This window comes from Telluria sp. GW821-FHT07G12 (genome assembly GCF_059418525.1).
Map to the genome: position 1 here is coordinate 80,524 of NZ_JBWKQA010000010.1, position 16,331 is coordinate 96,854.

A 16,331-nucleotide genomic window follows, 5' to 3' on the forward strand; every position below is an offset into this window, starting at 1 on the left:
CGAGCATGTCGAATCCACCGATGCAGGCGCCGGGCGCACCCGATACCGAAGAAGATCCGCAACTGGCGGCCGAGCGCGAGCTCGCGCGCCAGGTCGACGCCATGCTGGAAAACGGTTCGCTCGGCGGTACCGCGGCCCAGTTCGCGCAGCCGCGCGGCGCCGACCTGCTGCGCCGCACCGAGGGCGTCGAGGCCTGGCACAATGCCCGCAGCGCCGACGGCCTGTGGCAGTACGCCCGTTCGCTCGAGGGCGCCCCGCACCCGATCGCCAGCATCCGCGACGAGAGCGGCACCGGCGCCCGCGGCATCAATTTCGCCTCCCAGGATTATCTGTCGCTGGCCTCGCACCCGCAGGTGGCCGATGCCGCCGCGCGCGCGCTGCGCGAAGCCGGCCCGCACAGCGCCGGCTCGGCTGTCCTGCTCGGCAATACCCGCACTTCGCTGGCCCTCGAGGAAGCCATCGCCGGCCTGGTCGCGACCGAGCACGTGGCCCTGTTCCCGACCGGCTGGGGCGCGGCCTTCGGCGCCATCACCGCACTGGTGCAGGCCCAGGACCACATCGTCATCGACCAGTTCGCCCACGCTTCGCTGCGCCAGGGCGCCAGCGCGGCCACGCCGAACGTCAGCATCAACCGCCACCTCGACGTCGGCCACGTGCGCGAACTGCTGGGCGCGATCCGCGCGCGCGACACCGCGCACGGCATCCTGGTCGTCACCGAGGGCCTGTTCAGCATGGACTCGGACACCCCCGACCTGGCCGCGCTGCAGGCGCTCTGCCACGAATTCGGCGCCACCCTGCTGGTGGACGTGGCGCACGACCTCGGCGCCATGGGCCCGGGCGGCGGCGGCTGCATCGCCCAGCAGGGCATGCTGGGCCGGATCGACCTGGTGATGGGCGCGTTCTCGAAATCCTTCGCCTCGAACGGCGGCTTCGTCGCCACCGCATCGCGCTCGGTCAAGCGCCACCTGCAGCTGTATGCCGGGCCGCACATGTTCTCGAACGCGCTGTCGCCAGTGCAGTCCGCCGTCATCCTCGAGTGCATCCAGATCATCCGCTCCGACGAAGGCGACGCCCTGCGCGCGGACCTGATGCGCAATGTGGACGGGCTGCGCGCCCACCTTGCGGCCGAAGGGCTGCACTGCATGGGCATCCCCTCGGCCATCGTGCCGGTGCTGATCGGCAGCGAAAAAGTCTCGCGCCTGACCGGCAAGCTCTTGTTTGAACAGTCCGTGTTCGTGAACCAGGTCGAGTTCCCCGGGGTGCCGGTCGGCGCTTCGCGCTTGCGCCTGCAGCTGATGTCCAACCATAATATGCAGCAAATCAAACGCGCCGCGCCGATCATCGGCCAAACGGTCGCCCGGGCGCGCGACGCAATCGCTGCCGGAGAAGCGCGCCGCCGGCAGGAATAGGAGCTAGCTTGGGACAAATGCGGGACGATATCGACACGGTGGACAATCAATGCGCCTTGCTGCACGAGCGCCTGCGCCAGCATGCGCGGCAGACGCCCGACCGCCTTGCCTATACCTTCCTGCGTGACGACGGCAAGATCGACGAGCTGACCTACGGCCAGCTCGAACGCCGCGCCACCGCGCTGGCCGCCGCGCTGGCCCAACATGCGGCGCCGGGCGCCCGCGCGCTGCTGCTCTACCCCGCCGGCCTCGAATTCATCACCGTCTACTTTGCCTGCCTGCTGTCCGGCATCATCGCGGTGCCCGCCACCATCCCGCACAAGAGCCGCGCCTCGCGCCGCCTGAAAGCCCTGCTGGACGACGCCGACCCGGCCCTGATCCTGACCAGCAGCGACGTCGAACCGGCCGTGAAGGCCAGCCTGTCGCTGGTCGATGCATCGAACCGCGAGTGCATGTGCACCGACGTCCTGGAAGCATCCGGCGCTGCGTCCGCCCTGCCGGCCATCACGGCCGACATGGTGGCCTTCCTGCAGTACACCTCGGGCTCGACCTCGCTGCCCAAGGGCGTGCGCATCACCCACGGCAACATCGCCGCCAACGTCGAGTCGATCCGCGAAGGCTTCGGCTTCACGCCCGGCACCGTGATGGTGAGCTGGCTGCCGCTGTTCCACGACATGGGCCTGATCGGCAGCGTGGTCTCGCCGATGCACGTGGGCTTCCATTGCGTGCTGATGGCGCCGGCCGCCTTCCTGAAGAACCCGACGATCTGGCTGGACGCGATCACGCGCTACCGCGGCACCTGCGCCGGCGCGCCGAACTTCGGCTGGGACTACTGCGCCAACAAGATCAAGGACGAGCACAAGGCGCAGCTGGACCTGTCCAGCCTCGAAGTCGCCTACAACGGCTCGGAGCCGGTGCGCGCCTCCACGCTGCGCGCCTTCACCGAGGCCTTCGCCGCCTGCGGCATGCGCGAGACCGCGCTGTTCCCCTGCTACGGCATGGCCGAGACCACGCTGTTCGTCACCGGCGGCCCGCGCGGCCGCGGCCCGCTGGTGCGCACCGTCAGCAAGTCCCTGCTGGAAGGGAACCAGATCCGCGACGCCGAACCGGGCGATGCCGATGCGCGCGAGATCGTCAGCTCCGGCCGCGTCGGCCTAGGGAGCAAGGTGCTGGTGGTCGACCCCGAGACCTGCCTGCCGGTGTCGAGCCACCGCGTCGGCGAAGTCTGGGTCAGCGGCCCCAGCGTGGCGCACGGCTACTGGAACCGCCCGGCGGAAAGCGAGGCCACCTTCGGCGCGCGCCTCGCCAAGACCGGCGAAGGTCCCTTCCTGCGCACCGGCGACCTGGCCTTCATGCGCGACGGCGAGCTGTTCATCACCGGGCGCCTGAAAGACCTCATCATCATCAACGGCCGCAACGTCTACCCGCAGGACATCGAGGAGGTGATCGAACACACGATCGACTTCATCGAGCCGAACATGTGCGCGGCCTTCTCGGTGGAGATCGGCGGCCAGGAGCGGCTAGCGATCGTCGCCGAAGCGAACCGCAGCCTGGTGCGCGCGGCGCAGCAGCTGGAAAAGGAACTGGCCACGAGCGGCGAGCAGCAGAAGGCCAAGGACGACTACCTGGCGCGCATCGAGGCGATGGCGCAGAGCATCGTCAAGGCGGTCGCCCAGCAGTTCGACGTGTCGGTGTCTTCGATCGTGTTCGTCAAGCCGGGCACCTTCCCGCGCACCACCAGCGGCAAGGTACAGCGTTCGCGCTGCAAGGAACTGGCGCTGACCGGCCAGCTCGAGCTGGTCTACGTCATGCCGGGTTCGATCTTCGACCGCCGTACGCCGCGTAACGCCGTGCCGGCGCCGGCCGCAGCACCGGCTGCGCAGCCGCTTGCAGCGCCGCAGGCGGAAACGCCTGTCGCTGCGCCCACCGCGCCGGCTCCGGCCAGCGCCGACGCCGCGCGCGCCCTGTCGCGCAGCACCGCCGACCAGATGATCGCCTGGCTGCGCCGCTATGCGCAGCGGCGCCTGAATTCGCGCACGATCGACGAACGCCGCACCATTCCGCCCTATGTCGTGCTGGACCTCGGCAACGCCGGCTTCTTCGGCCTGCAGGCGCCGCGCAGCGCCGGCGGCAAGGACCTGGCCACCGTCGACCTGATGCGCGTTCTGGAGCAGCTGGCGGCGGTCGACATGACGGTCGCCACCATGGTCGGCGTGCACAATGGCCTCGGCCTGCGCCCGCTGCTGCGCTTCGGCAGCGAAGCCCAGCGCGAACGCCTGCTGCCGCAGCTCGCCACCGGGCGCCAGCTGGCGGCCTTCGCGCTGACCGAGCCGGCCGCCGGCTCGAACCCGATGGCCCTGCGCGCCAGCGCCGTCAAGGTACCGGGCGGCTGGCGCGTCAACGCCGAGAAACAGTGGATCGGCCTGGCCTCCTGGGCCGGCCTCACCACCGTGTTCGCCAAGGCCACCTCGGCCGAGGGCGCTCCGCTGGGCATGATCTCGCTGCTGGTGGACGCCGACAACGACGGCCTGGTGCAGGGCCCGGAATCGCTGACCATGGGTATGCGCGGCATGGTCCAGAACACCCTCTTCCTCGACAATGCCTTCGTGCCCGACGACGCGGTGCTGCTGGCGCCCGGCGAAGGCATGGAAGCCGCGCACGACGCGATGCTGTTCTCGCGCCTGGGCATCGGTGCGATCTGCGTCGGCGCCATGAAGCGCTGCGCCCAGCTGATCGCGCGCTACGCCTCGCGCCGCACGGTCGCCACCGGCCTGCTGGCCGAGAATGCCGTCAGCGTGGTGCGGCTGCAGGAACTGACTGCTGCGATCCAGGCCAGCGAAGCGCTGGTGTACGCGATCGCCGCGGAGGTCGACGCCGGCCGCGTACCCGGCGCCGAGGCCTATATCGCCTGCAAAGCCGCCGCCACCGAAGCCCTCGGAGAAGCGGCCGACCTGCTGGTGCAGATACTGGGCGGGCGCGGCTACATCGAATCCAACGGCGCGCCGCAGATCCTGCGCGACGCGCGCGTGCTGCGCATCCTCGAAGGCCCGACCGAAACCCTGTACGCTCACCTGGGCGCGGCGCTGGCCAAGCCGGGCGGCGCGGGACGCGCCTTCCTGGCCGACACCCTGGCGCGCCCGGCCCTGAGCGCCGAGCTGGATGCCGCCATGGCCCGCGTGGCGGCGCTGGCGGAAGGCGCGCAGCGCCTGTTCGGCTCGAAGATCGCGGCGCGCCAGTGGACCGACTACAAGCTGGGCGAACTGGCGGCCAGCGCCTTCCTGCTGGGCGCCGCCGAGCGCCGCCAGCAGTCGCAGAGCGGCGATGCGCAGGCGGCCAGCAATGCCGTGGTGTGGGCGCGGCGCCGCTTCAACCACCAGTTGCAGGCGCTGCTGGCGGAACTGGCCGGCCAGCGCCCCTACAGTTCTTCAAATGACCTGCTGGCCCTGGTGGCCGGCTACGCCCAGGACATCGGCGACGTCGACCAGCAGCTGGCCGGCGAAGACCAGCAGCCGGACCCGCTGCTGCTGCGCGCCGGTGCGAAACCCGCGGCAATGCCGCAGGCCGTGGCGGAGCAGGCGCCGGCCGCAGCCATCCTTCCCGCCGCCGCAACGGACGGCGACAGCGCCATCCACGCCGCGGTTCATGACTGCGTGCTGTCCTGGCTGCGCACCGAAGGCCGCCAGAACGTCGAGCGCATCGATCCCGACACCCCCTTCGCGGCGCTGGGCATGGATTCGCTGGCCACCGCCTCGATCGCGGTCGAACTCGAGCAACGCCTAGGCATGCCCATCGTGCCCGAACTGCTATTCGACTACCAGAGCGTCAACGAACTCGCAGGCTTCCTTGAACGCCAACGGAGAACAGCATGATCACCCACCCACCCCATAACATGATCAAGCTGTTCGACAGCATCCTCCCGGCCGCGCTGCGCGCCGACACCAAACAGTGGCAGGCGGCGCGCAACCTGACCGTGCTGGCCGCCGTCACCGCGCTCAGCGTGCCGCTGCTGACCATGATGTACCACCTGCTCGGCTTCGACGCCGTCGGCATGGTCGTGCTGACCGCCGGCGTGGTCATGATGGTGACGCCGTTCTCGCTGGCCGCCGGCCTGCCGATCGCCGCCGCGCGCGACCTGTTCGTCGGCGCCCTGTTCCTGCTGAAGGTCTGGATGGCGGTCCACCTGGGCGGCCTGGCTGCCCCGACCACGCCCTGGTTCGTGCTGTGCCCGGCCGTGGCGATGCTGCTCGGCGGCCTGCGCCCGGCGCTGCTGTGGAGCGCCCTGGTCGGCGCGACCCTGGTGATGCTGTTCGTGCTGGACCGCTCCGGCGCGCTCGCGGCGCCGCCCACCGGCCCCGCCGCTACGGTGCTGCACCTGACCAGCCTGATCGGCCTGATGGCGCTGGTGGTGCTGATCCTGGCGCTGGCGACCGGCGCCGCTGCGGTCGAACGGCGCGGCAAGTAAGGCCCGCAGCTGTTAAGCTGGCGCCGTTATCGATTACCGACGCGCGCCATGCCCCTTCCCGTTTCCCGCCTCGCCCTGATCGCCCTCGGCCTGCTCGGCGCCACCATGACCGTGCTGGCCGCCGCGCGCGACCGCCAGCAGGGCGCGGACCTCGACACCATTCCTTCTCTCGAGCTGCCGCGCTACCTCGGCGCCTGGTACGAGATCGCCAAATACCCGAACCGCTTCCAGAAGCAGTGCGACCGCGACACCACCGCGCATTACAGCCTGCAGCCCGACGGCAGCGTCCAGGTGATCAACCGCTGCCGCCGCGCCGACGGCCGCATCGAAGAGGCGGTGGGCACCGCGCGCCAGATCGGCCCTGCCGATTCGCCCAGGCTCGAAGTGCGCTTCGCGCCGGCTTGGCTGTCCTTCCTGCCGATGGTGTGGGGCGACTACTGGGTGATCGACCTCGACCCGGACTACCAGCTGGCGGCGGTCAGCGAACCGAAGCGCGAATACCTGTGGATCCTGTCGCGCACGCCCACCGTGCCGCGCCTGGCCATGGCCGGCCTGCTCGACCGGCTGGCGCGCCAGGGTTTCGACATAAGCAAGCTGGAACAGACGAAGCAGACACGTTGACAACACTTTGGCCATGCATACGCGGCAAATGCTTGCCAAAGAAGGTTTATTTACGGAATATACTTATTTCATATTTGTAATTATTTCGTAGACAAGCTCCGCATGAAGCCGCCCTCGCGCGTGTCGCGCCTGTATGAAGTGATGGACCTGATGCTGGACTCGGTCGGCGATCCGCTCGCGCTGAAAAGCCTGGCGGCGTCGGCCAGCTATTCGTCCTTCCATTTCGACCGCATCTTCCGCGAGCTGACCGGCTTTTCGGCCGTCGAATACCAGCGCAAGCGGCGCCTGCGCCGCGCCGCCCACCTGCTGCGCCACGAGCCCGACGTGGCCATCGTGCGCATCGCCCAGGACTGCGGCTTTCCGTCCAACGCGGCCTTCGCCAAGGCCTTCAAGCAGCAGTTCGCCATGTCGGCCAAGGCCTGGCGCGAAGGCGGCTGGCGCGCCTACATGGACCAGCAGGTCGGGCGCGAGAGCGACGTCAGCTTCTTCGTGGCCGAGCCGGACAATCTCGAGGTGCTGCTGGCGCCCTATTGCCCGCCGCAGCCGGGCACCGTCGCCGCGCGCATCGCCGTGCGCATGCTGCCGGCGGTGACCTTGCGTTACCAGCGCTTCTTCGGCCAGTCCGGGGCGGCGCTGTCGATCGCTTGCAACGATGTGATCTGCGAGCGCGAGCGGCTCGATGCGGCGGCCGGCGCAGCGGCGGTGCGGCCCTGGTACGGGGTGTTCGACGAGGATCCCGGCTTCACGGGAGAAAGCGAATACTGCTACGACTTCGGCCACGCCGACGATGCCGGCGCCGACCCCAGCATGGGCATGCGCGTGCTGCCGGCAGGGAGTTATGCCTGCCTGGACTTCCACAACGAATGGCCGCGCTTCCGCTCCATGTACGAGGACTGGCTGGATAAACAGTCGCTGTGGCGGCTGGACAGCACCCGGCCGCACATCCAGATGGTCGAGCGCGACGCCGAAGGCCGCTGGCGCGGCTGGCTAGCGCTCCCCATCAAGAAGCGCTGAGCGCTCCGCTCACCACGTAAAATCGTCGGGAATCTTGAAGTCCGCGTAAGGATCGTCTTCCTCGACCACCTGCGGCGCAGCCTTGGCCACGCGCACCACGATCTCGGGCGCGCGCTCGGCGATCTTCTCGGCGATCACGCGCGGCACCAGTTCGAAGCCGCCGCCATGGCTGACGATGGCCAGGCGCCCCGCCACCAGGTGGTCCCTCACCTTTTCCGAAACGTGGATGCGCTCGATCTTGGTCCCGAGCGTGAAGTTGTAGGGAATGTCGCCATTGCCCTTGGGCTGGCGGTTGGTCGTGACCATCTGCGCGATCTGGGCGGCGACCGCCTTCTGCGCGGCGGCGGCGTCGCGCTGGGCGTTCAGCTCGCGCGCGCGCTCGGCCTGCTTGCGCTGGGCTTCGAGCGCGGCTTCGCGCGACTCGTTCTGCTTCTGTTCGCCGGTGCGCAGCTCGATCTTGTGCTGCTTGCTTTTTTCCTGGTTGGCCAGCTTGACCTTCTTTTTGTCGACCAGGCCGGCCTTGAGCAGCTGCTCTTGCAGGGAAACCATCTTGAGACTCCGTTGTGTGAAGCCGCAAGCATAGCAAATGGGCCGCTCAGTGGGAGAGGAAAAATCGCAACATCTCGGCCGAGGCATTCGGGCCGGACGATGTCGCGTACGAGCCGGCCGTGCTGCCGCCCGACCAGGCGTGGCCGGCGCCGTGCAGCGTCCAGTGCTCGGCCACCACGCGTCCGCCGGCATCCAGCGCCACGGTCCGGGTGTGTCCCTGGCCGCGCTCCTCGCTTTCCTTCACGGCGCCTTGCGTGAATTGGCGGTACACGGCCTGTCCGTTCGACGCGTGCACGGTGGCGTCGCTGTCGCCGTGGAAGACGATCACGCGCGCCGACGCGGTGTCCGCTGCGCCCTTGCGCTTCCTGGCCCCTTTCATGGCGTTCAATGCGGACATCAGGTCGTGCGCGGCGCCGACCGGCAGGCCGGAGTGCACGCCAAGGGCGGCGTACAGTTCCGGGTAGCCGGCCGCCATCACGGCCGCCATCGCGCCGCCGGCCGACAGGCCCGCCACATACACGCGGCCCGCGTCGCCATCGTGCTCGCGCAACACCTGCCGCGTCATGCCGGCGATCAGCGAGGGCTCGCCCTGGTCGCGATTCTGGTGCGCGCCCTCGAACCAGTTCCAGCACTGCGAGTGATTCGCGCCCGCCGCCTGTTCCGGGTACAGCACCAGGCAGCCCGCTTCTTCGGCCAGCAGGTTCATCGTGGTGCCGGCGGCGAAGTCTTCGGGATTCTGCTTGCAGCCATGCAGCATCACGACCAGCGGACGCGGCCCGGCTGCCGGCTTGGCGGGCACATACAGGCGGTAGTTGCGCGTGCCGGCCTCGTTGCTGAAGCTGCCCGCCAGGAACTGGCCGGGGCCGTGCGTGGCCGGGTCGACGGCCCTGCTGCCGGCCGCCTGGCCCGGCAGGTTCGAGGCGAAGCGCGCCATCCAGTCCGGCATCGCCGTGCCGGCCTTGTCCGGCCTGGCCTCCTGCTGGCGGAACTTTGCCGCCCACGCCGGCGGCGGGTTCAGGTCGACGAAAGGCGCGGCCTTTTCCTGCGGCGATGCGGGCGAAGCGGCGGGCGATGCGCCGCCGCCCATCAAGCCCGCGGCGCTCAGGGCCTCCTGGATAATCGCGGTGGCGGCGGCAGGGTCCTTGCCCTGGCTGGAACGTACGGCGCCGAGGATATTCTCGACGAATTTATCGTAGGGTTTCATGGTATTCCTTCAGGATTCGATGCGGTCCGCGAGCGCTGCCTTGACGGCGTTCGAGGCGAGAAAGGCGCCCAGCACGTGGATCGAGACGATCGCCTCGCGCGCCAGTTCGGGGGTGACGTCGTCGTCGATGGAAGCGAGGCCCAGCACGTGGATCTCGAGCCGTTCGCCGCTGGCGACCGTCTTTTCCAGCTCAGCTTTCGAGTAGCGCTGCATGCCCATCACGTAGCGCTTGCGGATGACGGTCTGGCGGATCGCCTCGCCATGCAGCTCCAGCTGCTTGCGGATCGCCATGCGCACGAAGTCCGTACGGTTGGTATAGAAGCCCTCTTCGACCAGCAGATCCATCTGCGCGAGGTCGACCAGGCCGAGGTTGATCGTCACCTTTTCGGTGTCGGGGAATTTGGGTTTTGCTTCAACAAGTTTCATGGAAATACTCTCCTTATACTCCATCTGGAGTATAGGGAGAGTATTTTCAAGGGGTGATTATGACTTTTCGGGCTCGAGACGCACGAAACGGGTCAGCACCAGCACCGGAATTGCCGACAAGACAACCCACAGGAAGAAATGGCGGTAGCCCAGCGCCTGCTGGATGTCGCCGCTGACCACTTTGGAGAGCACGAAGCCCAGCTGCATGAAGCCGGAGCCCAGCGCATAGTGGGCAGTCTGATAAGGTCCGCTGGCGATCACCTGCATGATGAACAGGATCATGCCGACGAAGCCGAAGCCGTAGCCGAACATCTCGGCCGCCAGCGAGGCGGTCACGACGCCCAGCGACTCCGGCTGGGCCATGCTGAGGTAATAGAACACCAGGTTGGGCACGTTCATCGCCAGGATCAGGAAGATCATGGCGCGCTTGAGGCCGAGCCAGGACGTGAAGTAGCCGCCCAGGATGCTGCCGACCAGGAAGGCGGCGGTGCCGGCGGTGCCGTAGATCGCGCCCACTTCCTGGGTCGACAGGCCCATGCCGCCGATCGCGCGGGCGTCGCGCAGGAACAGCGGGCCGATGGTCTGGACCTGGCCCTCGGCGGTGCGGAACAACAGGATGAACAGGATGCCGAGCCAGATGCCGGGCTTGGCGAAGAAGGCGCGGATCACGTCGACCAAGACGTCGACGGTGCCGCGCACGGTGGCCGCCGGTCCTGCTGCGGCCGAGGCATCGACGGAGGGTCCCGGCAGCGCCCAGGCGTGATACAGGCCCAGTCCCGCCATCAGCGCGCCCAGCAGGCCGAACACGGTGGACCAGGCCAGCTGCGGACCGACCTTCTGCTCCAGGTGACCGGCCAGGATCACCAGCCCGCCCAGCGACAGGAACTTGGCGCCGTTGAAGAAGGCGCCCTGCCAGCCCGCATACGCCGCCTGCTGTTTCGCCGACAGGCTGGCGATGTACAGCCCATCCGCGGCGATGTCGTGGGTCGCGGACGCCAAGGACACCACGCCCAGCAGCGCGATCGCCAGCGCGAACCAGGCCGGCAGCTGTAGACCCAGCGCCAGCGCACCGAGCGCGATACCGCCCGCGAGCTGCAGCACCACCACGATGCGCTTCTTGCTGCGGAAAAGCTCGAGGAAGGGGCTCCACAAGGCCTTGAACACCCAGGCCAGGCCCAGCACGCCGGTCCAGCGCGCGATCTGCTCGTTGGGCACGCCCATGCTCTTGAACATCAGACCCGCCACCAGCGCCACGCTGTAGAACGGCAGGCCCTGGGCCAGGTAGAGGCTGGGCACCCAGGCCAGCGGGTGGCGCATGTTGTTCGGCGCCAGGTGATGCGGTTCTGCCTTGTCCATGCTCAGCTGCCCTGTTCCAGGTCGATGGTGACGATACGGCTGGCGCGGCCGCGGGTATCGAAGCTCGCGACCTTGAATACACTGTGCTGCGGCCACGCATGCACTGGTCCCGAGTACCACGGGCTGGCCAGCGTCGGTACGCTGCCGTCCAGAGTGTAATGCAGGGGCAGGCCCGGCAGGGCGACATTCGCATGGATGGTCCGGCCTTCGCGCAGCACGCCCGGCGGCGGCAGGCGGTAGCCGTAGGCCAGCGGCGCGCGGTCCAGGCGCGGCAGCTCGCGCTGGCCGAGGCGGTTGGCGAACTCGTTCCAGTCGGCCTCGATGGCGGCTGCGCGCACCAGCGGGTCGTTGATCGTGCACCAGCCGGGATCCGGCGCCCAGGCCCGCTCCGCCAGCGCCACCATGCGCGGCGCGGCGAGATATTCGATGCGGGCGCGCGAACGGGCGTTCTCGCCCCACAGCTGCCCTTGCAGGCCGAGGATGCGCGACCGCCCTTCACTGGACAAGCGCGCCATCGCCGCCAGGCGCTCGGCGGGAATGTCGCGGCCCATCGGATCGCTGGCGGCGCTGGCGATCATGTCCAGCGGGCAGAAGACGAAGGCGTGGCGGGTCTCGACGAAGCCGGCCCAGTAATAGCCGGGTTCCTGCGGGTCCTTCGCATACGCCAGGTCGAAATACAGGTTGGCGGCATTCGCCAGCACCACGTCGTAGCCGGCGTTGGCCAGGCGGTAGGCCACGTCTTCCTTGCCCGAACCCCAGGCATTGTTCCAGGCATAGACCTGGAAGCCGGGGCCGTCGAAGGCGGGTTTCGGCAAGGGCAGCGGCGCGCCCTCCACCTTCTGCGTGTTCTCGTGCTGGGCCGGCGCGCAGCCCTCCGCGGTGGCGGCGCCATGCTTCAGCGCCGTTTCTTCCCAGCCGGCGAAGGCCAGGCCGTGCCGGGCCAGGATCGCGCGGCAGCGTTCGACGAAGTCCGCGTGCAGCTGGCTGACTTCGCTCCAGCCGCGCTCCCGCATCAGGCGCCGGCAGATCGGCGAGCCGAGCCAGGCGCCCAGCGGCACCTCGTCGCCGCCCGTGTGCACGGCGCGCAGCGGCACGCCGGCCTCGCGGTACAGCGCCGCCACGTGGGCCACCACGGTGTCGAAGAAGCGGTCGACCGAGGGCAGCGCGATGCACATCACGTTGTCGCGCCACATCTGCACCGATTCATACACCGACGCGTCATCCGGGTCGCTCAGCAGGTAGCGCTGCGCACCTTCGACGTCGCCCTGCGCGTGCAGGCGGTCGTGACGCGCGCGCATCGCCAGCACGGCGGCGCGCGCATGGCCCGGCATGTTGAATTCCGGGACCACCTCGATGTGGCGCGCATGGGCGTAGCGCAGGATGGCGATGAAATCGGCGGCGTCGTAATACCCGGTGCCGGCCGAGCTGTCGACATCCGCGCCGGAACCGAAGGACGGAGGCAAACTCTGTCCATCCTTCGCCACACCGCGCTTCGAACCGATCGCGGTCAGCTCGGGCAATGCGTCGATCTGCAGGCGCCACCCTTCGTCGTCGGTGAGGTGCAGGTGCAGCTTGTTCAGCTTGTAGCAGGCCATGCAGTCGAGCAGGCGCAGCACCGTCTCCTTTGAGGAGAAGTGGCGCGCCACGTCCAGCATCATGCCGCGGTAGCCGAAGCGCGGCGCATCCAGCACGCGGCCGCAGGGCAGCGAGCCGTCCGGCGCCATCAGCTGGGCCAGGGTCTGGATGCCGTTGAAGACGCCGTGGGCGCTGGCGCCGCGGATGCGGACCGTGCCCATGCCGATATCGAGCAGGTAGGCTTCGAGGCCAGGCGCGTCGACGGCGCCGATGGCCAGTTCGATGCGGGCCCCTGCGCCCCCGTACAGGCTTTGCAGGTGTTCGCGCAAAAAGGCCGCTTCGCCCGCCAGCGCGGGACCGGCATCGACTTCGCTGCCGGCCGCCACAAGGCAGCGCCCGTCACCGAAGCCGGCATGCAGCGGCCGCGGCGTGATGCGCCCGACTTCCGCGGCCGGCAGCAGGCGCAGGCCGGCGTTCTCGCGATAGCGCCGCGCCGCATCGCAGGGCGGCAGCAGGTCGCGCGCATTGCGGTGCAGCTGCTCCGGACGCGCGAAGGGCAGGATCTCGGGGTCGCCGAGGTCCGTCACCTTGCCGTCCGCTTCGACCAGATAGAAGCCGAGCGGCGCATCGGTCACGCTGATGGCCCAGAACTGCGCCACGTAGCCGATCTCGTGCGCCTGGCCGGGCAGCCAGTCCGCGCCGCCGGTGGTGCGCAGGCGGAACAGGTCGCCGTTCAGGTGGTCGATGCGGTAGCCGGCATCGACCGTGTCCGCCAGCACGCGGCGGCAGGTGTTGAAGTACAGCTCCCAGCCCGCCGCGATCGGCTTATCCGACAGGTTGCGCAGCGCCAGCCTGGCGGAGAAAGCTTCTTCCCCGACCAGGTTGGACAGGCATTCCCAAGTGATACCCACAGCCCTCATGGGATTACAGCTTGCCGCGCAGGCCGAGGTAGAAGGTGCGGCCGTTCGAGTAGAAGGCGCGCGGGCGGTCCTTGTTCTCCGCGTACATCTTGATGGTCTCGTTGGTCAGGTTGAGCGCATCGAAGGTCAGCGTCAGGTGCTCGGTCAGCTTGACGTTCAGCGATGCGGCCAGCGAAGGCATGCTGTCCACGTGCTGGCTGGCGCCGCGGTCCACGCCCGCTTTATAGGCCGAGCGGTAGCTGTAAGCCAGGCGCGCGCTGAAGCGTTCGTTCTCGTAGAAACCGGTCAGGTTGTAGGTGTTCTTCGAGGAGTTCAGCATCTCGCCGCCGTCATCCAGCTCGCCGTCCGCGTAGGTGTAGTTGGCCAGGAAGCCGAAGTTGTTCATCAGCGGCTGCTGCCAGCTCAATTCCACGCCCTTGTTCTTGGCGCCGGTGTTGTACGGCGACGTGATCTGGTAGTCGGTGAACACGCCGCGCTTGTTGTTGTAGTAGCTGCCGGTGCTGGTGCCCTGGGCCACGATGGAGCCGAAGTCCATGTAGAACAGGCCGGCCGACAGCGCCGCCTTCGGTGCGAAATACCATTCGGCCGAGAGGTCGAAGTTGGTCGAGCGCACCGGGTCCAGGTTGACGTTGCCGCCGCTGCCGGACAGGGCGTCGTCGTTCAGCGACACAGAGCCGCCCAGCGCGCTGTAGTCCGGACGCGCCACGGTCTTGGCGATCGCGCCGCGCACCACCAGGTCGGGGCGCACGTCGAACTTGAGGTTCACGCTCGGCAGGTAGTCGCGGTAGGTGCGCTCGTAGGCGGTCGGCGTGTAGGGGCCGAAGGCCGAACCGGTGATCGGCGCGGTGCCGCCCGGCAGGTTGACGATCGTGGTCTGGCGCGTCTGCACCGCACGCAGGCCGGCGTTGCCGCTCCAGCCGTCGCCGCCGAATTCGGCCATGCCGTACAGGGCCGCGGTCTTCTCGCCGACTTTGAATTCGTCCAGCCAGTTATGGCGCAGCGTGTAGTCGAGCAGGCGGTTGCCCGGCACCGCGCCCCAGGCGCCGAGGGCCGCGCCGTCGTACTTGAAGTAGCCGTTGAAGACGCTGCCGCCCAGGTCATTGCCGAAGTCGCCCGGGTACATGCTGCCGTTCCACACCGGGCCAGGATTGCTGAAGCCGTTCGGGCCCGGACGGGTTTCGAGCGGGTGCTCGGCGGTGCGCTTGTGGTCCGTGAAGCGGGCGCCAAAGCGCACGGCGTTCACCCATGCATTGTCATGCACACGGAGTTCGCCGTCGATCTGGCCATACTTTTCCTGGTCCACCGATTGCGCCTCGCCGCCGCCGGCCCATGCCGTGCTGCCGGGCTTCGCGGTATTCCCGCCGGGGTAGCTGACGGTGGCCGGGGTCAGGCCGTTGAGGGCGTAGACCATGCCGCCGTCGACGTTGTTCTGGTAGTAGACGTCGTCGCGGTCGTAGCCGACGCCGTTGGTCTTGCCGACGCGGCCCGTGAAGCTCAGGTCATCGCTGGCGCGGAAGCGGCCGTTCAGGTCCAGGTACCAGGATTCGCCGCCGGCGTTCGGGCGGTAGATGTTATCGACCTCGCCCGAGTTGCTGGCAAAACCGGCGCCGACCAGGGTGCCGTTGCGGATCACCGGGTTCTGCGGAATCAGGCCGCTGCTGTTGATCGAGTTCGCGGGTGCCGCCAGCCAGTTGGTGTTCTGGTGCGGCGCCTGCAGTTTCGAATAGAAGCCGTTCAGGTCGATGCCGAAGTCGCGCGAGGGCTTGGCTTCGATGTCGAAGGCGCCGCCTTCGCGTTTCTTCTTCTGCTCGAACAGCGCGGCGCCGATGAAGGTCGGCACTGCCACGCCGGCGAGCGCCGGATTCGCCTTGGCGGCGGCGCTGGTGGCGCTGATCGGGGTGTAGCCCAGCACTTCCTGGCCGTCGCGGCGGACCGATTGCTTTTCCGAGAAGCCCTGCAGCAGCACGCCGAAGTTGTTCGCCGGGTTCTTCCAGCTGACCAGGGCCGACACCTGCGGCTCGGTCTTTTTCGACAGGTCGTTGTAGTTGGCCTGCAGCGAGGCCTCCAGCGTGAGCGCCTGCTTGAAGTCGAGCGGACGGCGCGTGATCACGTTGATGGCGCCGGAGACGCCGCCTTCGACCAGATCGGCGGTGGCGCTCTTCTGCACGACGATGGAGCCGACCAGTTCCGAGGGCAGCAGCGAGAAGGAGCTCGAACGGCCGACGTTGCCGCCGATCTGGTTCAGCACAAACCAGTCGCCGGTGCTGATCGCGTGGCCGTTGAACAGGGTCTGCTGCAGGCTGGGGCTGGTGCCGCGCAGGCTGACGCGGTCGTTCTCGCCGAAGCCGCCCTCGCCGCCCGCCGACGACTGCGTGTTCACGCCCGGCAGACGCTGGATCGCATCGGCCACGTTCTTGTCGGGCATCTTGCCGATGTCCTCGGCGGTCACGACTTCGACCACCGAATCGGCATTGCGCTTCTGGCGCAGCGACTGCTCGAGCGCGGCGCGCACGCCGGTCACGATCACCGTCTGCGCTTCGCCCGGACGCGCTTCCTGTCCCTGCTGCTCCTGTGCCTGGGCCTGCGCTGCCATGCCCATCACCAGTACCGATACCGCGCTTGCGATCGCGGTGCGTGCGATCACCCTGCTTGCCTTAGCCTCGTTCATGTCATCTCCCGTAAATGGTGGAACAACCTCTTCTTCGTATGGGGCGCATTGTGTCGTTGATTTCTTGGCCATGTTTGTCAAATCTTGCTATCGCGAACAGGGCGTCATATTTTTGACACGTTCGCGT

General features: G+C 68.4%; 11 protein-coding genes. 5 read left to right on the forward strand and 6 right to left on the reverse strand.

Going from position 1 to position 16,331, the window contains the following annotated elements; genetic code table 11:
• Positions 1–5 precede the first annotated feature (5 nt).
• The 5 genes from AC07PE_RS25870 (at position 6) to AC07PE_RS25890 (ending at position 7,506) form a co-directional block, all read left to right on the forward strand.
• On the forward strand, positions 6–1,409 hold the full coding sequence (locus AC07PE_RS25870) for an aminotransferase class I/II-fold pyridoxal phosphate-dependent enzyme (RefSeq protein ID WP_498769980.1): 1,404 nt from the start codon (positions 6–8) through the stop codon (positions 1,407–1,409).
• 17 nt (positions 1,410–1,426) lie between these two features.
• Positions 1,427–5,278: an AMP-binding protein gene (locus tag AC07PE_RS25875; RefSeq protein ID WP_498770087.1), complete on the forward strand. Its 3,852-nt coding sequence runs from the start codon at positions 1,427–1,429 to the stop codon at positions 5,276–5,278.
• Complete coding sequence (locus AC07PE_RS25880; protein WP_498769982.1) at positions 5,275–5,871, forward strand: hypothetical protein; 597 nt, start codon at positions 5,275–5,277, stop codon at positions 5,869–5,871. The genes AC07PE_RS25875 and AC07PE_RS25880 overlap by 4 nt, the downstream gene beginning before the upstream one ends.
• A gap of 48 nt (positions 5,872–5,919) precedes the next feature.
• On the forward strand, positions 5,920–6,492 hold the full coding sequence (locus AC07PE_RS25885) for a lipocalin family protein (protein WP_498769984.1): 573 nt from the start codon (positions 5,920–5,922) through the stop codon (positions 6,490–6,492).
• A gap of 102 nt (positions 6,493–6,594) precedes the next feature.
• On the forward strand, positions 6,595–7,506 hold the full coding sequence (locus AC07PE_RS25890) for a helix-turn-helix domain-containing protein (RefSeq protein WP_498769986.1): 912 nt from the start codon (positions 6,595–6,597) through the stop codon (positions 7,504–7,506).
• Positions 7,507–7,515: 9 nt separating this feature from the next.
• On the opposite strand, the gene AC07PE_RS25895 is transcribed toward AC07PE_RS25890, so the two are convergent.
• Genes AC07PE_RS25895 through AC07PE_RS25920 form a run of 6 tightly spaced genes read right to left on the reverse strand, consistent with a single transcriptional unit; the run spans position 7,516 to position 16,204 of the window.
• Positions 7,516–8,055 (reverse strand): DUF2058 domain-containing protein, encoded by a 540-nt coding sequence (locus AC07PE_RS25895; RefSeq protein WP_498769988.1) that lies wholly within the window; start codon positions 8,053–8,055, stop codon positions 7,516–7,518.
• Between the two features lie 46 nt (positions 8,056–8,101).
• On the reverse strand, positions 8,102–9,259 hold the full coding sequence (locus tag AC07PE_RS25900; RefSeq protein ID WP_498769990.1) for an extracellular catalytic domain type 1 short-chain-length polyhydroxyalkanoate depolymerase: 1,158 nt from the start codon (positions 9,257–9,259) through the stop codon (positions 8,102–8,104).
• Between the two features lie 9 nt (positions 9,260–9,268).
• Positions 9,269–9,685 carry a CopG family transcriptional regulator gene (locus AC07PE_RS25905; protein WP_498769992.1) on the reverse strand — a complete coding sequence of 139 codons (417 nt, stop codon included), beginning with the start codon at positions 9,683–9,685 and terminating at the stop codon, positions 9,269–9,271.
• A 57-nt stretch (positions 9,686–9,742) separates the two neighbouring features.
• A complete protein-coding gene (locus AC07PE_RS25910) occupies positions 9,743–11,041 on the reverse strand; it encodes an MFS transporter (protein ID WP_498769994.1) in 1,299 nt (432 codons plus the stop codon).
• Between the two features lie 2 nt (positions 11,042–11,043).
• Entirely contained in the window at positions 11,044–13,536 is a 2,493-nt protein-coding gene (locus tag AC07PE_RS25915) for a family 20 glycosylhydrolase (RefSeq protein ID WP_498769996.1), read from the reverse strand.
• Between the two features lie 4 nt (positions 13,537–13,540).
• A complete protein-coding gene (locus AC07PE_RS25920) occupies positions 13,541–16,204 on the reverse strand; it encodes a TonB-dependent receptor (RefSeq protein ID WP_498769998.1) in 2,664 nt (887 codons plus the stop codon).
• Between the last annotated feature and the right edge of the window lie 127 nt (positions 16,205–16,331).